Consider the following 18,251-nt stretch of genomic DNA (forward strand, 5'->3'; position numbering starts at 1 on the left):
GCCCCCGTTCCGGAGTCGCTGGGACGGGGGTTGACGGAAACTGGCGGGTGTGGTGGGGACCCGCCGATTGTGCGGGTGACTGGATGGACATGGCACGATCGGTCCCGTGATGTGGTTCTTCGGGTTGATCGTGGTCGTCTTGATCGGGGCCGTCGCAGTGGTGGCCTCGGGTCGTTGGGGTGCCATGAGCACGGCGTACGACGATCGGCCCGATATGACGGTGCCCGCGCGGCAGGCCCTGACCTCGACCGAGATCGAGTCGGTCCGGTTCGCCGTCGGCGTCCGCGGCTACCGGATGGACGAGGTGGACACCCTCCTCGAGCGGGTCGCCCGCGAGGTCGCCGAACGCGACCGCCGGATCGCCGACCTCGAGCGCGCCGTGGCCCCCATCGTCGACGCCCCCGAAGGCGCCGGCTTCACCTCCCGCTACGGCCACACCGCCGCCGACTTCGACGACACCGGCACCCAGCAACCCATCCTCGTCGGCGGCAACTTCCCCGCCGACACCCCCCTCACCGCCGAACAACCCGCCGTCCCCACCAACACCCCAACCGCTTCGGAGCGCCCACCCGCGCAGGCCGCCCAGTCCGCGGACCAGCTGCCCGCCGAGCCCGCGGATCAACTGCCCGCTGAGCCCTCGGCACCCGCGGCCCCCGAGCCCGAGCCGGTGACCGCCGAGCAGCCCGCCGTCGTCCCACCCCTCCTCGACGACCAGCCCGCCGCCACCCCCGAACAACCCCCCGCCCCCGCCACAGCCGCCGCCACCGAATACGAACGCCTCCAAGCCGAAGCCCGAGCCCTGCTAGCCCAAACCGGCAGCCTCCCCACCCTCCAGCCCCCAACCCCCGACCAGTCCCCCAACACCCAGTCCCACCAGCCCCCCACGCAACCCCCAGCCAACGAGCAGCCCTCAGCCGCCCACCCCCGCTGGCAGCCCCCCACCGAAGACCCACAGCAGCCCGCGCAACATCCGGCAGGCGAGCAGGTGTCGCAGCAGCTCACCGACGACCAGTCGCGCCAGCAGCCCGCGCAGTACCCGGTCAACGAGCAGCCCCCGCAGCAGACGAGCGAGCAGCCCGCAGTCGGCCAGCCGCGCTGGCAGGTGCCGGCTGAGGAGCCGCAGCAGCCGGTGAGTGAGCAGTCGCCGCAGCAGTTCACCGACGACCAGTCGCGCCAGCAGTCCGCGCAGTACCCGGTCAACGAGCAGCCCCCGCAGCAGACGGGCCAGCAGGTGTCGCAGCAGCTCGCTGATGAGCCGGCGCATCAGCAGCCCGCGCAGCAGGAGGTGGGGGAGCAGGAGGCGCAGGCTTGGTTCCAGGAGGAGCCTCCGCGCGGGGCGGCTGCTGGGAGTGTGCAGCAGCCGGCGCCTACTCGGCAGAACTATGCGCCTGCGCCGCAGCCGACGCGGCCTGCGCAGCAGAGTGCGCCGGTGCGGCAGCCGACGGTTGTGCAGCCGCCGCCTTCAGCTCAGCAGCAGGCTGCGACGCAGCCGCAGGCGGCGCCGGTGCCGCATTGGGTGCAGCCGCAGGAGCAGACCGGCGAGCAGCAGTTGGGGGCGTTCGAGCAGGCTGAGGCGGGGTGGGAGTTCAAGCCCTCCGCCGAGCCGGGAGCTCAAGGACGTCACAGCGCCCCGCCGGAGCAGACGGCGTATCGCCGACCCAGCTGATGGCGGAGTGGTGGCACGCATTTTCTGTCGGTGGCTTGGGGTTCACTGACGACATGGTCATCACTGAATGGGATCCGTCGCGCGAATGGATGAACCGCCTGCTGAACGAGGTCACGGCATGACGGTGATCGGCGCCGACGGGCAGCCGCGTTGCGGCTGGGCGACGTCCGCTCCGGAGTACGTCGAGTATCACGACAACGAGTGGGGTAAGGAGATCCGCGACGACCGCGCGCTGTTCGAGCGGATGACGCTGGAGGGTTTCCAGTCCGGCCTGTCCTGGATCACGATCCTGCGCAAACGGGAGAACTTCCGCACCGCGTTCGCGCAGTTCGATCCCGAGCAGATCGCGAAGTACGGCGACGCCGACTTCGACCGGCTGATGGCGGACGCCGGTATCGTCCGCAACCGGCTCAAGATCAACGCCACGATCGCCAACGCGCGCGCCCTGCTCGAGCTGGCCGACGGCGAGTTCACCGACCTGCTGTGGAGCTTCCAGCCCGCGAAACGGAAGGCGCCGAAGACCCTCGGCGACGTCCCGGCGACCACGCCGGAGTCGGTCGCGATGTCGAAGGCGCTGAAGAAACACGGCTTCGTCTTCGTCGGCCCGACGACGGCGTACGCGCTGATGCAGGCGACCGGGATCGTCAACGATCACCTCGCCACCTGTATCGCCCGCTGACCCTCCCGAGCACCGGAAAATCAGCGGAAAACCGGCCCCGGTCGAGCACTGTTTCAGGCGCGAATCGCACGAAATCGTGCAATTCGGATTGACTGAAAGACAAACGGCTGAACGAGTTGTGTTCCAGGCACACAACGTGATGAGGTATTCGCGGACTCCCCGTCTGTCAGGTGGTTGTCCGGTCGTGACTCGCCCGACCGGAAAGCGGCCGGGGAGTCCACCAACATGTCCGGGCCCAGCTCACACCGGTCAGCGCCCGTGGAAGGTCGGCTTCTCCTTCGCGACGAACGACGCGACCGCGTTCTTGTGGTCCTCGGTGTCGCCGGTCAGCTGCATCTTGCCCGCCTCGAACTCCAGCGCCTCGGCCAGCGTGTGCGTCGCGGAGTACGTGACCGACTGCCGCACCGACCCGTACGCGACCGTCGGCCCGGCCGCCAGTTTCGCGGCCAGCTCGCCGGCCGTCGCCGCCAGCTCGGCCGCCGGTACGACGGACGTCGCGAGCCCGAGCTCGAGCGCCTCGGCCGCCGGCACCGTCCGCGGGAAGTACAGCAGCTCCAGCGCCTTCGCCTGACCGATCAACCGCGGCAGCGTCCACGAGATCCCGGTGTCGCACGACAGCCCGATCCCGGTGAAGGCCAGGTTGAACCCGGCTGTGTCCGCGACGACGCGCAGATCGCACGCGAACGCCATCGACGCGCCGGCGCCCGCCGCGACTCCGTTGACCGCGGCAATGACCGGCTTCGGCATCTCGGCCAGCGCGAGCGCGATCGGCGCGTAGTGATCCGGGACCGTGCTCCACAGCGCGTCGGTGTCGTTGGCCTGCAACAGGCCGATGTGCTCCTTCAGATCCTGTCCGACGCAGAACGCGCGGCCCGTCCCGGTCAGCACCACGACCCGGACGGCGTCGTCCGCCGCTGCGGCCTGCACGGTGTCGCGCAGCAGCACCTTCGTGGCGGTGTCGAGCGAGTTCATCGCGTCGGGCCGGTTCAGGGTGATGGTGGCGACGCCCTCGGCGACGGCGTACGTGACGGAGTCACTCATCGTGGTCAGCTCCTAGACAATCCGTGAGGAATTTCAGTGCAGTGTCAGGCAGTCGTCGACGAAACGCCCGGCCGCGGGGCCCAGCCTTTCGGCGTGGAAATCGAAGTATGCGGCGGCCTTCGTCCCGGCCCAGCCGGGCGGCAGCAACTCGGCCGGCAGGCCCGGATCGCGGAACAGGAACTTGCGCCATTCGTGCACCAGCTCGGACCGGACGGCGAAGGCCTGCTCGTCGGTCGTGTCGTCACCCGCGGCGTCCACCAGGGCCTTCGCCTCGATCAGCCAGGCGTCGTACGACGCGCCGAGGTCGTCGAGTTTCCAGACCCGCCGGGCGAACTCCGGGGCGCCCTCGTCGACCGGTGCGCGGAAGCGGTCCGCGGTGATGCTCTCGGCGGTCAGGATCTGGTCGACCTCGGCGTCGTTGCGCAGCCCGACCCAGGCGCCGTCCGACAGCGGAGCCCAACCCAGGAAGGAGAGTTGGCTGACCAGCTGCTCGCGGCGGCGGGCGTTCGGGACCTCGTGCAGGATGCCCAGATGCCAGTGCCGATCCCAGCCGGCGGCGGGGCCGGGATCGGCGCCGTCGGGGCCGGTGCGGTAGATCCGGGCGGCCGCGTCGTCGAGGCGGCGACGCGCCCGGGTGGACAATCCGTATCCCGGCTGGCCGTCGATCCGGACCGGCTCCAGCCAGCCCTGGCGGACCATCCGGGAGACCGCCGTCCGGACGGCGGGCGGGTGGACGCCGAGCGGCGCGAGCAGCCGGACCAGCGCCGCGACCGGGGCCCGCGCGCCGCGGGCGCGCAGGTGGTCGCCGTACAGGTCGAAGAGGGCTGAACGGGCGTGCACAAGACCCGAGTCTGCCGTATGGTGCGCACCTTCGCCCCGCTATCGGGAATAATGGGTTCGGATACACATTGCGATACGCGCCGACGGCGCATCACCGCGCGGCGCCGGACGGTTCCGTTCGGTGTCGTCGCTCAACACCGAACTGGGAAGGGGTGCGCGCATGGCGGCGATGAAGCCGCGGACGGGCGATGGTCCGCTCGAGGTCACCAAGGAGGGCCGCGGGATCGTGATGCGGGTTCCGCTCGAGGGCGGCGGCCGCCTGGTCGTCGAGCTCAATGCCGACGAAGCGACCGAGCTCGGCAACGCACTGAAGGCCGTCGTCGGCTGACCGATCTCCCCGGGGTGCCCTTGTCCGCACTCCTTGATCAATCCTTCGACCCCGGTGGGTGCCCTTTGCGGCACCGGCCGGGGTCGTTACGGTTGGCACCGCAAAGTTTCCTTGACACTTGACCGAACCCTGTGAGGACCCTCTAGTGGCTCGCCGCACCAGCACTTTCGCCTACCCGACGATTCCGGCCGTTGCCTGGCAGGCCGGCCTGCCGGTGCACGGCGCGCCGACCTGGGTGGTCGTCGTCGGGACCGCCGGGCTGCCGGCCGCGGCGAAGGAGGCCGGCGAGCGGCTCGGCGTCGATCTGGACCGGTTGCTCGAGGTGCAGCAGGAGTCCGGGTTCAGCCCGGCGGCCGGAGCGACGGCGGCGTACCCGCTGCTCACCGGCGAGGTGCGCGAGGTGCTGCTGGTCGGCGCCGGCGAGCAGACCGCGAAGGAGCTCCGGCAGGCCGGCGCGGCGGTCGCGCGGTTCGGCCGCGGTAAGGACGAGCTCACCACGGTGGTTGCCGAGGGCATCGACGACGCGGCGGTCCAGGCGTTCGCCGAGGGTGTCGTCCTCGGCTCGTTCACCTACACGCTGAAGACGGCCGACGTCCCCGAGCCGGTGGTCGCGCGGGTCACGCTGACCGACGGCTCCGCGGCCGAGCGGCAGCCGGTCGTCGATCGCGGCATCGTGATCGGGCGGACGGGCTGGCTGGCGCGCCAGTTCGCGATCACGCCGTCCAACGAGAAGGACCCGGCCTGGCTGGCCGCCCGCGCGACGGAGCTGGCCGCGTCGACCGGTCTCGAGCTCACCGTCTGGGACGAGAAAAAGCTGGCCGCCGACGGGTTCGGCGGCATCCTCGCGGTCGGTCAGGGCTCGGCCCGGCCGCCGCGGCTGATCCGGCTCGACTACGTCCCGGAGGGCGCGGGCGACGACACGCCGTACGTCGTCCTGGTCGGCAAGGGCATCACCTACGACACCGGCGGCCTGTCGCTGAAGCCGCGCGAGGCCATGGTGTCGATGAAACGCGACATGACCGGCGGTGGCTCGGTGATCGCGACCATGTCGGCGCTGCGCGAGCTCGGCGCGCAGGTCCGCGTCACCGGGCTGATCTGCGCGGCCGAGAACATGCCGTCCGGCTCGGCGTACCGGCCGGACGACGTGATCCGGCACTACGGCGGCCGCACGACCGAGGTCAAGAACACCGACGCCGAGGGCCGGCTGGTGATGGCCGACGGGCTCGCGTACGCCGTCCAGGAGCTGCAGCCCGACGTCCTCGTCGACATCTCCACGCTGACCGGCGCGATCAAGATCTCTCTCGGCGCGATGCTGTACGGCGGCCTGTTCGCCACCGACGACGCCCTCGCCGCCAACCTGACCGAGGCCGGCCGCGCCTCCGGCGAAGAGCTCTGGCGGATGCCGCTTCCCGCCGAGTACGAGTCGCTGATCGCCACCCCGATCGCCGACGCCGTCAACTCCTCCAAGGGCCCCGGCTCCATCACCGCCGCCCTCTTCCTCAAGGCCTTCACCGGCACCACCCCCTGGGCCCACCTCGACCTCTCCTCGATCGCCGAGTCGCCCGCCGACCACCACGAATACTCCGCCGGCTCCACCGGTGCCGGTGCCCGCCTCCTCACCACCTGGCTCACCTCGGAAGCCCCCACCGCCGGCATCGCCTGACCGGCACGAAGGACAGGACGTAGATGGCCCCGATCGCCGCCCGCCCCCGCTAGCTGAGCCGCGGTGCCGGCCGATCGGGCGACCACCTCCTGTCGTTCCTGCGCGCCGTGGCTCAGCGAGTGGCGGCGCGGACGATCTGCGGGTATGCCGTCATCGCCGTGCCGAAGTGGTCGACCGCACCCATCGAGCGGACGTCCACCCGCGCGCCGCGGGATCGCAGTCCGGTCGCGCAGACCTCGGAGTTCGCGGCGCGGACGTCGGTGTCCTTGGCGCCGCTGTAGAAGTGCAGCGGGACGCGGGGCGACCAGTCGTGGCAGATCTGGTCGGCCGCGCGCATGGCCTGCCGGAGGGGCCCGGTCGGGTTCTGCAGCTGACTCAGGTAGTCGGCCGTGAACAGCTTGGCCGGGCTGTCCGGTAGTCCTTGCATGATCTCTTCGGTCGTGTGGGTGCCGTCGAGCAACTCCTCGACCCGGTCGGCGTACGGCGCCTGGAACACCTCACTCGGGACGTCGTACAGACCGACCGTGCGGTTCCACGAGGTAATGAAGTAGGCCAGGTACAGGGTGGCGATCTGCGGCCGGACGCCGCCGTCGAACACGGCCGGGAGCTGGACCTTCAGGAGGTCGAACGGCGAAGCGACCGCGTGCAGCGAGCCGAGCCGGAACGGGCCTGCCGCGCCTGCCTGCAGTGCCCGGCCGACGCCCAGCGTCGCTCGGCCGCCTTGGGAGAAGCCGGTGACCAGGACGTCGCGCTTCAGCGCCACCCCGCGGCGAGCGCTGAAGGCGCGGGCCGCGAGCAACATGTCGGTCGAGGCGCTGGTCTCGGTGGCGGTGTCGAGGTACGGGTGACGACCCGGGCCGAGGCCGAGCCCGAGGTAGTCGGGCGCGACACCGGCCAGGCCGGCGCCGGCGAACAGTGCGGTGATCAGGCGGTCGGTCGAATCGGCGTCGACGGAGGCGGCGTACGCCTTCGTCCCCATCGTGCCGTGCAGGTACTCCGCGACCGGCAATGCGCCGCGGCGGCCGTTGGGCAGGACGACGATGCCGGACGCCGTCGTCGGCCGGCCCTTCGTGTCGATCGTGCGGTAGATGAGCCGGTGCACGGTGACGTCGTACCGGGCTTTCGGCGCGTCGACGAAGCCGCGGTCGGCCGCTGCCGCGTCTAGCTCAGCGGCGGTGAGGTTGGCGATCTCGACGGCGGAGACCAGGGCGCCGCGCGGTGCGTGCACGGTCGCCTGGGTGACGGCGGACTCGGCCAGGGAGGGCTGGCTGAGCGCGAACGCGGACATCGGCGCGGCGAGCAGCGCGCCGATGGCGAGGGTGGCGGGGAGGATCCGGAAGGCTCGTGAAGTCATGGCACCAGCCAACGCGGAACGGCCACCCGCCACCATCGGGTCACATCCCGAATCCGGGGTAGGGGTATCCCTACCTCAGCAAGGAGTTGTACAGCTCGACCGTCCGCTCGGCGACGGTGACCCAGCTGAACTGCGAAACTGCGCGCTCGCGCCCGGCCTTACCCATCGCGGCCGCCTTCGCGGGGTTGTCGACGAGCTCGTTGATGCCGTCGGCAAGCTTCCGCTCGAAGGTGTCGATGTCGTTCTCGTCGTACGGGACGAGGGTGCCGGTGACGCCGTCGTCGACCACCTCGGGGATGCCCCCGACCGCGCTCGCGACGACGGCGGTCTCACAGGCCATCGCCTCGAGGTTGACGATGCCGAGCGGCTCGTAGATCGAGGGGCAGCAGAATGCGAGGGCGTGCGTCAGCACCTGCCGGACCTCCTCGCGCGGCAGCATCTCGGACACCACGAAGACGCCGTCCCGGGCCGCCTTCAGATCGTCGATCAGCGCGTCCGTCTCGGCCTTCAGCTCGACCGTGTCGGCCGCACCGGCCAGCAGGACGAGCTGGACCGACGGGTCCAGCCGGAGGCCTGCCCGGAGCAGGTGCGGCACACCCTTCTGGCGGGTGATGCGGCCGACGAACGTGACATACGGCCGGCTGAGGTCGACGCCGAGCCGCTCCAGCACGTGGGTCGACGGGTCCGGGTGGTAGAAGTCCGCATCGATGCCGTTGGAGATGACGTGCACCTTGGCCGGGTCGATCGCCGGGTAGCAGTCCAGGACGTCGTCCCGCATGCCGCGGCTGACTGCGACCACGGCGTCCGCCGCTTCGTACGCCGTCTGCTCGGCCCAGCTCGACAACCGGTAGCCGCCGCCGAGCTGCTCGGCCTTCCACGGACGGCGGGGCTCCAGCGAATGCGCGGTCACCACGTGTGGGACGCCGTACAGCAGCTTGGCCCAGTGGCCGGCCATGTTGGCGTACCAGGTGTGCGAGTGGACGAGCTGTGCGTCGCCGACTGCCGCTGTGATGGTCAGGTCGGTGGACAGGATCCGCAGCGCCGCGTTGGCGTGCGGGATCCGCGGGTCGTCCTCGGTGTGCGCCGTCGCGCCGAGGCGCGGCTCGCCCATGCAGTGGACGTCGACGTCGAGCAGCCGGCGCAACTCGCGGACCAGGAAGTCGACATGCACCCCCGCCCCGCCGTACACGTCCGGTGGGAACTCACGCGTCAGAATGGCGACCTTCATAAGCTCCGACGATAGGTCATCACTTGAGCTTCGTGGCGACCCAGAACCGAAGCTTTCCGTGTCGCTCGTCCTCCAGCTCCCCACCCGCCGCCTCGATCACCTTCCGCGACGCGACGTTGTCCGCGTCGCACGTCACCAGCGCCGGGTCGATCCCGAGCTCAGCAGCCACCGGCAGCGCCTGCACAAGCATCTGGGTCGCATACCCGCGCCGCCGCGCCGACGGCCGCACGCCGTACCCGATATGCCCGCCCAACTCCAGCAAGTGCGGTGTCAGCTCATGCCGAATCGACAACCGCCCCAACCACTCATCGCCCTCCACGAACCACAACATCGTGTAAGGCACGATCCCCGCTGCCAACACCGCCCCCGGCTCCGCAGCCCCCACAATCCCCTCCACCAGCCGCCGGAACTCACCCGGGTCCGCAGCCTCCTCCCGACTCCACTGCTCCTCCTCACCCCCCACAAACGCCTCCGCCCCCATCCACCGCTCCGCCTCCACCCCCCACTCATCCCAAGCCGCCAAGAACGACCCCTGCACAGTCACCGTAGGTACAACCAAACGCGCCATCCCCCCAGTCTCACTCACCCCCGGTAACGGGTGAGGAGGAACGAGTGGTGAACGGCGGGCATGGATTGAGTGTTGCGACACTCGCAACTGGTTATGTGGGGTGGCTGGGCGGACTAAGGTGCGGACATGGCAAAGGCGCCCAGAATTCTCGGAATCGTGCTGGCCGGTGGTGAGGGGAAGCGGCTGATGCCGCTGACGGCGGACCGGGCCAAGCCGGCTGTGCCCTTCGGGGGCAGTTATCGGTTGATCGACTTCGTGTTGTCGAACCTGGTCAACGCGGGTATTCGCAGTCTGTGCGTGCTGACGCAGTACAAGTCGCACTCGCTGGACCGGCATGTGACGATCACCTGGCGGATGTCGACGTTCCTGGGCAACTACGTGACGTGCGTGCCGGCTCAGCAGCGCCTGGGCCCGCAGTGGTACCAGGGCAGCGCGGATGCGATCTACCAGTCGATGAACCTGATCAACGACGCCAAACCGGACATCATCGTGGTGTTCGGCGCGGACCACGTCTACCGGATGGACGCCTCGCAGATGGTGGCCGACCACATCGCGCGCGGTAACGGCGTGACGGTGGCGGGGATCCGGGTGCCGCGGGCGGAGGCGTCGGAGTTCGGCGTCATCAAGACCGCGGACGACGGGCACACGATCGCCGAGTTCCTGGAGAAGCCGGCCGACCCGCCCGGCCTGCCGGATTCGCCGGACGAGACGTTCGCGTCGATGGGCAACTACGTGTTCAGCGCCGACGTGCTGGTCGAGGCGCTCCGCAAGGACGCCGCCAACCCCGCCTCCCGGCACGACATGGGCGGCGACATCGTCCCGATGCTGGTTGCCGAGGGCAAGGCCGGGGTCTACGACTTCAAGGACAACGACGTCCCCGGGGCCCTCGACCGGGACCGCTCGTACTGGCGCGACGTCGGCTCCCTCGACTCGTACCACGAAGCGCACATGGACCTGGTCTCGATCCAGCCCGTGTTCAACCTCTACAACTCCGACTGGCCGATCTTCACCTCGCACCCGCAGCTGCCCGGCGCGAAGTTCACCGACAACGCCACGGTCAGCGAGTCGATCATCTGCCAGGGCTCCATCGTGTCCGGCGCCACCGTCGACCACTCCGTGCTCGGCTCGAACGTGAAGGTCGGCTCCGGGGCGAAGATCGAGCGCGCCGTGATCATGGACAACTGCACGATCGGCGCCGGGGCCGTGCTGAAGAACGTCATCCTCGACAAGAACGTCGTCATCCCGCCCGGCGTCGAGATCGGCATCGACCCGGACTACGACCGCCAGCGCGGCTTCACCGTCTCCAAGGGCGGTGTGACCGTCCTCGGCAAGGGCCAGGTGGTCGACCCGCCCGGTACGGCGGCGCCGGTCGCCGTGACCTCGGAGCCGGAGGCGGAGGTCGCCGAGGCATGAGCCGCGAGTCGGAGGCACTGCAGCTGGACGCCGCCGACCCGGGGCACCGGGAGCTGTTCGACATCCCTCCGGTGTTCGAGGGCCGCTACCCCGAGGTCGCGTACTTCGCCGGCAACTCACTCGGCCTGCGCCCGAAGGCCACCCGCGTCGAGCTGCTCGAGGACGTCGACTCCTGGGCCGCTCTGGGTGTCGAAGGGCACCTGGAGGGTCAGCGGCCCTGGCTGCCGTACCACGAGCTGCTGACCGGCCCTGCGGCTCGGCTGGTCGGCGCACTGCCCACTGAGACCGTCGTCATGAACTCGCTGACGGTCAACCTGCACCTGCTGATGGTGTCCTTCTACCGACCCACACCGTCGCGCTACCGGATCCTCATCGAGGACTCCGCGTTCCCCTCCGACAGCTACGCCGTCCAGTCCCAGGCACGCTTCCACGGGTACGCCGACGCAGTAGTACGGCTCAAACCGCGCCCAGGCGAGGACTGCCTACGGACGGCGGACGTCGTAGCCCAGCTCACCGACGAGGTGGCGCTGGTGCTGCTCGGCGGCGTCAACTACCTCACTGGCGAGCTCATGGACATCCCAGTGATCACAGCGGCCGGCCAGGCCGCCGGTGCGATCGTCGGGTGGGATCTGGCGCATGCGGCCGGCAACGTGCCGCTGTCCCTGCACGACTGGGGTGTGGACTTCGCTGCGTGGTGTTCGTACAAATACCTGAACTCCGGCCCCGGCTCACTCGCAGGCGCGTATGTGCACGAGCGGCACCTCGGCGGCGACAGACCGCGCTTCGAAGGCTGGTGGAGCACCGAGGCAGCCACCCGGTTCGAGATGACCCCGGAGTCCCGCCCGCCCGCGTCGGCAGAGGCCTGGCAGGTGTCGAACCCGCCCATCTTCTCGATGAGCCCGGTGCGGACGTCGCTGGAGCTTTTCGACCGGGTCGGCATCGGAGTCCTGCGAGAGCGGAGTCTGCGGCTGACGGCGTACTTGGAGCAGTTGCTGACCGACGTACCGGTGCAGGTGATCACACCGACCGACCCGACACGTCGGGGCGCGCAGCTGTCGCTGCGGATCGGCGGTGCGCTGACGGCCGGTGAGCTGTCCAAGCGGCTACGGTTCGAGTACGGCGTGATCGCGGACGCACGGGAGCCCGACGTCCTGCGGCTCGCGCCGGTGCCGCTGTATTCGACGTACCACGACTGCTGGCGCGCGGCGGCTGCGCTGGCCGAGGTGATGGCGGAATGAAGGTTGCAATCGTCGGAGCCGGGCTGACCGGCAGTCTGCTGGCCTGCTACCTGGCCCGGCGCGGTCTGACGGTGACACTGTACGAACGGCGCGCGGACCCGCGGGCCGGTACGGCGGAGCGCGGCCGGTCGATCAACCTGGCGATCTCCGAGCGCGGTCTGGACGCGCTGCGCCGCATCGGGCTCGACGAGACCGTTATGACCGACGCGCTGCCGATGAAGGGCCGGATGATCCACCCGGTCTCCGGACCGCTCGACTTCCAGCAGTACTCCGCAGGCGGCGACCGGGCGATCAACTCGATCAGCCGGGGCGCCCTGAACAATGCGCTGCTGACCGCGGCAGCTGCTGCGGACGGCGTCTCGGTCGAGTTCGAGCACCGGCTCTGCGAGCTGGACTCGGCTGCCGGGCAGATGGTCTTCCAGACTCCCTCCGGCAAGGTGACTGCCACGGCGGACGTCGTACTGGGCGCGGACGGCGCTGGCTCGGCAGTGCGCGAGCAGCTACTCGCCGAAGGCATCGTCGCCGAGGACGTCGACTTCCTGGACTACGGCTACAAGGAGCTGTCGATCCCGGCCGTGGACGGCGACTTCGCACTCGACCCGGGCGCCCTGCACATCTGGCCGCGCGGCACGTCGATGATGATCGCCCTCCCGAACCCGGACCGCTCCTTCACCTGCACGCTCTTCTGGCCGGCCGGCGCCTTCGACGCGCTCACCACGGCCGGCACCATCTCGGCGTACTTCGCGGAGAACTACCCCGACGTCCTCCCGTTGGCGCCGACTCTGGTCGACGACTACCTCAACAACCCGGTAGGCGTGCTGGGCACCGTCCACACCCTGCCCTGGCAGGCCCACGGCCGCACCGCCCTCATCGGCGACGCCGCGCACGCCATCGTCCCCTTCTACGGCCAGGGCGCCAACTGCGCCTTCGAAGACGTAGTCGAGCTGGACCGCTGCCTCGACGACACCTCCGGCTCCTGGGCCCGGGCGCTCCCGCTCTTCGAGTCCCGCCGTCGCCACAACACCGAAGCCATCGCCGCCATGGCGCTGGCCAACTTCATCGAAATGCGCGACAAAGTCGCCTCCCCTGCCTACCGCCTCACCAAACAGGTCGAACACGCTCTCGAGCGCCTCCTCCCCGGCAAGTACGTCTCCCGCTACGAACTCGTCTCCTTCACCACCACCCCGTACGCCGAAGTCCAGCGCCGAGTCCACCGCCAACACCAACTGGTCCGCCTGGCCGCCGTAGCCCTCGGAGCAGTAGTAGTCGCGTTGCTGAGGAGACGCCGATGACGCTGTGGACGCCGGAGCTACTCACCGGGCAGCCGAGAGACATCGGGGTTCTGCGCCACTATGTCGGCGGCTCGTTCGTGGAGTCGGCGGGGCGGTTCGCGAAGAGCAGTCCGGTGACTGGGGAGCAGATCTTCGAGGTGTGCGAGGCCGACGAGTCGACTGTTGATGCTGCGGTCGGCGCGGCCCGGGCGGCGTTGAAGGGGCCCTGGGCCCGGCTGGGAGAGCAGGGCCGGGCTGCAGTGCTACGGCGCGTGGCTGACGAGCTGGAGCGGCGGTTCGAGGATCTGGTGGCGGCCGAGGTGGGCGACACCGGGAAGTCGATCAGTCAGGCGCGGACGCTGGACATCCCGCGGGGCGCGGCGAACTTCCGGGCGTTCGCGGACTTCGCGGTGACGACGCCGACCGAGTCGTACACGACCACGCTCCCGGACGGGCGGCGGGCGCTGAACTACGCCGTCCGCAAACCGGTCGGTGTCGTGGCGATCGTCGTCCCCTGGAACCTCCCGTTGCTGCTGCTCACCTGGAAGGTCGCCCCAGCGCTTGCCTGCGGCAACACCGTGGTCGTGAAGCCGTCCGAGGAGACTCCGTCATCGGCGACGGTGCTCGCCGAGGTGATGGCCGCGGCCGGCGTGCCGGACGGGGTGTTCAACCTCGTGCACGGCCTCGGCCCGGCGTCCGCGGGGGAGTACCTGACCAAACATCCGGGCGTGGACGCGATCACGTTCACCGGCGAGTCGAGTACGGGCAGCGCGATCGCCAAGGTCGCCGCCGATCGGGTGAAAGCGGTCTCGTTCGAGCTCGGCGGCAAGAACGCCGGCCTGATCTTCGCCGACGCCGACCTGGACGCCGCCGTCGAGGGTTCGGTCCGCTCGGTGTTCACCAACGGCGGCCAGGTCTGCCTGTGCACCGAACGCCTGTACGTCGAGCGCCCGGTCTTCGAGGAGTTCGCGACCCGCTTGGCCCAGCGGGCGAACGAGCTGGCCTACGGCTGGCCGGCCGACGAGGCCACGATCAACATGCCGCTGATCTCCAAGCAGCACCGCGACAAGGTCCTCTCGTACTACGAGCTCGCGCGCGCCGAAGGCGCCGACGTCCTGGCCGGCGGCGGCGTGCCGGCGTTCGGCGACGCCCGCGACAACGGTTGCTATGTGCAACCGACCGTCGTGACCGGCCTGCCTGCGGATGCCCAGACCAACCGCGAGGAGGTCTTCGGCCCGATCGCCCACCTGGCGCCGTTCGACACCGAGGACGAGGCCTTCGCGCTGGCCAACGACAGCGATTACGGGCTCGCGGCAACGGTCTGGACGCGCGACGTCGGTCGCGCGCACCGCGCCGGCGCCGCGCTCGACGTCGGCCTGTGCTGGATCAACACCTGGTTCCTCCGCGACCTGCGGACGCCGTTCGGCGGGATGAAGCTGTCCGGCGTCGGCCGTGAGGGCGGCACCCATTCGCTCGACTTCTACTCCGAGCCGACCAACGTCTGTGTGGAGCTGACATGACTGTGGTGGCGGGTAAGGCGACCCCGCGCGGGCGGTTCCCGCACGTGAAGGTGTCCGGCGGCTTCGCGTTCGTCTCCGGCACGTCGAGCCGACGCCCCGACAACACGATCGCCGGCGCTTCGGTCGACGAGCTGGGAACGACGACCCTCGACATTCGTGAGCAGACGCGCGCCGTCCTGGAGAACATCCGCGACATCCTCCAGGCCGTCGGCGCCGATCTCGGCGATCTGGTCAGCGTGACCACCTATCTGGTGTCGATGAACGACTTCGGCGGCTACAACGAGGTCTACGGCGAGTTCTTCGACGAGAACGGCCCCGCCCGCACGACCGTCGCCGTACACCAGCTTCCGCATCCCCAGTTGCTGATCGAGATTCAAGCCGTGGCGGCCATCCCGCAGAAGGAGTGAACGATGAAGGCGACGAACTTTCCGGAGTGGATCGAAGAGAACAAGCACCTGCTGAAACCGCCGGTCGGCAACAAGCAGATGTTCCCCACCGGCGACGACTTCATCACGATGGTTGTCGGCGGCCCCAATCAGCGCACCGACTTCCACGTCGATCCGTACGAGGAGTTCTTCTACCAGATCAAGGGCGAGCTCCGGGTCAACGTGATGACCGATGACGGTCCGGCGACCGTCGAGGTGAACGCCGGTGAGATGTGGGTGCTGCCGCGTAACATGCCGCACTCGCCGCAGCGCGGTCCGGATTCGATCGGCCTGGTGATCGAGCGGGTCCGGGAGCAGGGCACGCTGGAGAAGTTCCGCTGGTACTGCGGGGAGTGCTCGGCGATCGTGCACGAGGTGGAGCTCCAGGTGACCGACATCGTCGCCGATCTGCCGCCGGTGTTCGCCGCCTTCTACGAGAGCGAGGACGCGCGGACCTGTCCCGAATGCGGCGCTCTGCACCCGGGTAAGGCCTGAGTGGCCGTAGACGTCCACACCCACCTCGTCCCCAAGGGCTGGCCGGATCTGGCCGCGGCCTGCGGGGGCGACGGGTGGCCGTGGCTGCGAGTGGACTCCGAGCGGGCCGCGATGATCATGATCGGCGAGACCGAGTTCCGCCCGGTCGGTCCGCAGGCCTGGGATCCCGCGGTCCGGCGCGCCGATATGGATGCCGATGGCATCGAGTTGCAGGTGGTCTCGCCGACGCCGGTCTTCTTCGGCTACGACCGGCCGGCCGCGCAGGCGGTCAAACTGGCCGAGATCTTCAACGACCTGACGCTGGAGACGTTGTCCGGTGACGATCGGTTCGTCCCGTTCTGCCAGGTCCCGCTGCAGGATCCGGACGCCGCCTGCGCCGAGCTGGACCGCAGTCGCGCCGCCGGTCACGTCGGCGTCGAGATCGGCAACCACGTCGGCGACAAGGACCTCGACGACGCCGGAATCGTTGCCTTCCTCAAGCACTGCGCCGAGACCGGTACGCCGGTGCTCGTGCACCCGTGGGACATGCCGGGCGGCCCGCGCCTGGACCGCTGGATGGCGCGCTGGCTGACCGGGATGCCGGCCGAGACCCATCTGTCCTTGCTGGCGATGATCCTGGGCGGCGCGTTCGACGCCCTTCCGCCGTCGCTGCGGATCTGTTTCGCGCACGGCGGCGGCAGTTTCGCCTTCTGGCTCGGCCGCCTGGAGAACGCGTGGCACCGGCGCGGCGACATCGTGCGTGGTTGCTCCGAGCACCCACCGTCGCACTACCTGGATCGGTTCGTCGTCGACACGGTCGTCTTCGAATCAGCGCCATTACGGCTGCTTGTCGATACCTTGGGAGAGGATCGGGTACTGGTCGGCAGCGACTACCCCTATCCACTCGGTGAGCGACCGGTGGGGGAGGTGGTCCGAAAGGCCGGTTTCCTGACCGCGGCACAGCAACAGAAGCTGCTGTCGACGAACGCGCAGCGTTACCTCGGGAGGTCCGAATGACCGAGAACGAAGCGGTGCTCTCACGGGCGGCCCGTGAGCCCGACGAGCAGCTCCGGTACGGCGACGACGCGGACCAGGTGATCGACTACTACCAGGCGAAGAACCCACGCCCCCTGGTCATCTACCTGCACGGCGGCTTCTGGCGGCCCAAGTACGACCGCACCCATGCCCGCCCGCTCTGTGCCGCCTTGGCCGACCTCGGCTGGCCCGTAGCGTCAGTCGAGTACCGCCGCGTCCCAGGCGAGCCCGACGCCACCACCTCCGACGTCCAGGCAGCGCTGGACACGCTCCCCAACCTCCTCGACCTACAAGCCGGCTACGTCCTCGTAGGCCACTCAGCCGGCGGTCAGCTCGCCCTCTGGGCTGCAGCAACCCTCAACCCGGTCCGCCTCCGCGGCGTGGTCGCCCTTGCCCCCGTAGCCGACCTCCTCCTCGCCGACCAGCTCACCCTGGGCGCAGGCGCCGTCCAAGCCTTCATCGGCTCCGGAGTCCGCAACGACCTGGACCCAGTCCACCTCCAGGCCCCCATAGCCTCCGTAACCCTCCTCCACGGCCTGACCGACACCGTAGTCCCCCTCCAACTCTCGGAGTCCTACTACACCGCCCACCCCACCGCCCGTCTGACCCCAGTCCCCGCCGCAGGCCACTACGAACTCATAGACCCCGAGTCCGACGCCTTCCACACCCTCACCGCCGAACTAACCCGCCTGACCACCTAGCTCAGGCGTTTGGTGGCGGTGAGGAGGCCGTCGGAGGTGGGGAGGAGGGCGGAGACGAGGTCGTCGTCTTCGCGGACGGCGCGGAGGAGGTCGCGCAGGGCGGTGGTGTCGGGGTCTCGGTGGGCCGGGTCGGGGACGCGGGCGCCGGCCAGGATACCGGCGAAGACGACGATGCCGCCGGGGCGGAGGAGGCGGAGGGCCTCCTGGAGGTAGGCGGTGTTCTCGCGGCGGTCGGCGTCGCAGAAGACCAGGTCGTAGTGGCCGTCGGTGAGGCGGGTGACGACGTCGAGGGCGGCGCCGGCGATCAGGCGGAAGCGGTTCGGGGCGATGCCGGCGTCGGAGAAGGTCTGGCGGGCCAGGCGCTGGTTCTCGGCGTCCAGGTCGACGGTGGTGAGAGTGCCGTCGGCGCGCATCCCGCGCAGCAGGGCCAGGCCGGAGACGCCCGTCCCGGTGCCGACCTCGACGACCGCCTTGGCGCCGACGGTCGCGGCGAGCAGGCTGAGCGCGGCGGCCGCGCCGGGGCCGATCGCGGTGACGCCGAAGTCCGCGGCAAGGGCCCGGGCACCGGTGACGACTTCGTCCGCACCGATGTAGTCCTCGGCGTACGCCCAGGACGTCGGGTCGATGCCGGTGGCGATGATGCCCTCCCGTGGGTCTGCAGGGTGTTCTGCGGCTGCGCTGCTCATCCTGCCGAGAAGCCTAGCGGCACCGGGTGCGCATTCCGCGCCTCCCGCGCGGAGATTGCGCAAACCTGCTCATTACATCGAGCCCGCAATCAGATATGATCGCCCTGAAGAGGGTAGAGCT

18 protein-coding genes are annotated in these 18,251 nt (G+C 69.8%); 12 read left to right on the top strand and 6 right to left on the bottom strand.

From position 1 onward, the window contains the following. Positions 1–109 precede the first annotated feature (109 nt). Positions 110–1,666 (top strand): DivIVA domain-containing protein, encoded by a 1,557-nt coding sequence (locus HPO96_RS23575; RefSeq protein WP_238355472.1) that lies wholly within the window; start codon positions 110–112, stop codon positions 1,664–1,666. A 118-nt stretch (positions 1,667–1,784) separates the two neighbouring features. Further along, a complete protein-coding gene (locus tag HPO96_RS23580) occupies positions 1,785–2,345 on the top strand; it encodes a DNA-3-methyladenine glycosylase I (protein WP_171676069.1) in 561 nt (186 codons plus the stop codon). 249 nt (positions 2,346–2,594) lie between these two features. Here the strand turns inward: HPO96_RS23580 and HPO96_RS23585 are convergent, their stop codons facing one another. Both HPO96_RS23585 and HPO96_RS23590 read right to left on the bottom strand, forming a co-directional pair. Then, positions 2,595–3,386: an enoyl-CoA hydratase/isomerase family protein gene (locus tag HPO96_RS23585; RefSeq protein ID WP_171676071.1), complete on the bottom strand. Its 792-nt coding sequence runs from the start codon at positions 3,384–3,386 to the stop codon at positions 2,595–2,597. A gap of 33 nt (positions 3,387–3,419) precedes the next feature. Beyond that, entirely contained in the window at positions 3,420–4,226 is an 807-nt protein-coding gene (locus HPO96_RS23590; RefSeq protein ID WP_171676073.1) for a PaaX family transcriptional regulator C-terminal domain-containing protein, read from the bottom strand. Between the two features lie 160 nt (positions 4,227–4,386). Here HPO96_RS23590 and HPO96_RS23595 point away from each other — a divergent pair, with 160 nt between their 5' ends. Both HPO96_RS23595 and HPO96_RS23600 read left to right on the top strand, forming a co-directional pair. Next, the gene (locus HPO96_RS23595; protein ID WP_012923066.1) at positions 4,387–4,554 is read left to right on the top strand and encodes a DUF3117 domain-containing protein; all 168 of its coding nucleotides are present in this window, start codon (positions 4,387–4,389) and stop codon (positions 4,552–4,554) included. A gap of 145 nt (positions 4,555–4,699) precedes the next feature. Next, on the top strand, positions 4,700–6,217 hold the full coding sequence (locus HPO96_RS23600) for a leucyl aminopeptidase family protein (RefSeq protein ID WP_171676075.1): 1,518 nt from the start codon (positions 4,700–4,702) through the stop codon (positions 6,215–6,217). Between the two features lie 112 nt (positions 6,218–6,329). On the opposite strand, the gene HPO96_RS23605 is transcribed toward HPO96_RS23600, so the two are convergent. From HPO96_RS23605 to HPO96_RS23615, 3 genes are all read right to left on the bottom strand, one after another. After that, positions 6,330–7,571 (bottom strand): alpha/beta hydrolase family protein, encoded by a 1,242-nt coding sequence (locus HPO96_RS23605; protein ID WP_171676077.1) that lies wholly within the window; start codon positions 7,569–7,571, stop codon positions 6,330–6,332. A 70-nt stretch (positions 7,572–7,641) separates the two neighbouring features. Then, positions 7,642–8,799, bottom strand: coding sequence for a glycogen synthase (glgA, locus tag HPO96_RS23610; RefSeq protein WP_171676079.1), 1,158 nt, complete (start codon positions 8,797–8,799; stop codon positions 7,642–7,644). A 19-nt stretch (positions 8,800–8,818) separates the two neighbouring features. Next, a complete protein-coding gene (locus HPO96_RS23615; protein ID WP_337796778.1) occupies positions 8,819–9,262 on the bottom strand; it encodes a GNAT family N-acetyltransferase in 444 nt (147 codons plus the stop codon). A 231-nt stretch (positions 9,263–9,493) separates the two neighbouring features. Between HPO96_RS23615 and glgC the strand changes: the two genes are divergently transcribed. From glgC to HPO96_RS23655, 8 genes are read left to right on the top strand one after another with little or no spacing between them, the layout of a single operon-like run. Then, positions 9,494–10,780, top strand: a complete 1,287-nt coding sequence (glgC, locus tag HPO96_RS23620; protein WP_475422016.1) for a glucose-1-phosphate adenylyltransferase — start codon at positions 9,494–9,496, stop codon at positions 10,778–10,780. Further along, positions 10,777–12,018 carry a kynureninase gene (gene kynU, locus HPO96_RS23625; protein ID WP_171676083.1) on the top strand — a complete coding sequence of 414 codons (1,242 nt, stop codon included), beginning with the start codon at positions 10,777–10,779 and terminating at the stop codon, positions 12,016–12,018. Before glgC ends, kynU begins: the two co-directional genes overlap by 4 nt. Further along, positions 12,015–13,310 (top strand): FAD-dependent oxidoreductase, encoded by a 1,296-nt coding sequence (locus tag HPO96_RS23630; protein WP_171676085.1) that lies wholly within the window; start codon positions 12,015–12,017, stop codon positions 13,308–13,310. The genes kynU and HPO96_RS23630 overlap by 4 nt, the downstream gene beginning before the upstream one ends. Beyond that, complete coding sequence (locus HPO96_RS23635; protein ID WP_171676087.1) at positions 13,307–14,809, top strand: 2-hydroxymuconic semialdehyde dehydrogenase; 1,503 nt, start codon at positions 13,307–13,309, stop codon at positions 14,807–14,809. Before HPO96_RS23630 ends, HPO96_RS23635 begins: the two co-directional genes overlap by 4 nt. Beyond that, positions 14,806–15,216, top strand: a complete 411-nt coding sequence (locus HPO96_RS23640) for a RidA family protein (protein WP_171676089.1) — start codon at positions 14,806–14,808, stop codon at positions 15,214–15,216. Before HPO96_RS23635 ends, HPO96_RS23640 begins: the two co-directional genes overlap by 4 nt. Positions 15,217–15,219: 3 nt before the next feature. Beyond that, the gene (locus HPO96_RS23645) at positions 15,220–15,729 is read left to right on the top strand and encodes a 3-hydroxyanthranilate 3,4-dioxygenase (protein ID WP_171676091.1); all 510 of its coding nucleotides are present in this window, start codon (positions 15,220–15,222) and stop codon (positions 15,727–15,729) included. Further along, positions 15,730–16,725, top strand: coding sequence for an amidohydrolase family protein (locus HPO96_RS23650; protein ID WP_171676093.1), 996 nt, complete (start codon positions 15,730–15,732; stop codon positions 16,723–16,725). Further along, complete coding sequence (locus HPO96_RS23655) at positions 16,722–17,444, top strand: alpha/beta hydrolase family protein (protein WP_171676095.1); 723 nt, start codon at positions 16,722–16,724, stop codon at positions 17,442–17,444. The genes HPO96_RS23650 and HPO96_RS23655 overlap by 4 nt, the downstream gene beginning before the upstream one ends. On the opposite strand, the gene HPO96_RS23660 is transcribed toward HPO96_RS23655, so the two are convergent. Then, complete coding sequence (locus HPO96_RS23660; RefSeq protein ID WP_171676097.1) at positions 17,441–18,130, bottom strand: O-methyltransferase; 690 nt, start codon at positions 18,128–18,130, stop codon at positions 17,441–17,443. The two genes, HPO96_RS23655 and HPO96_RS23660, sit on opposite strands and share 4 nt — an antisense overlap. Positions 18,131–18,251: the final 121 nt, after the last annotated feature.

The sequence above is a fragment of the Kribbella sandramycini genome (assembly GCF_013131805.1).
Classification (GTDB): Bacteria; Actinomycetota; Actinomycetes; order Propionibacteriales; family Kribbellaceae; genus Kribbella; species Kribbella sandramycini.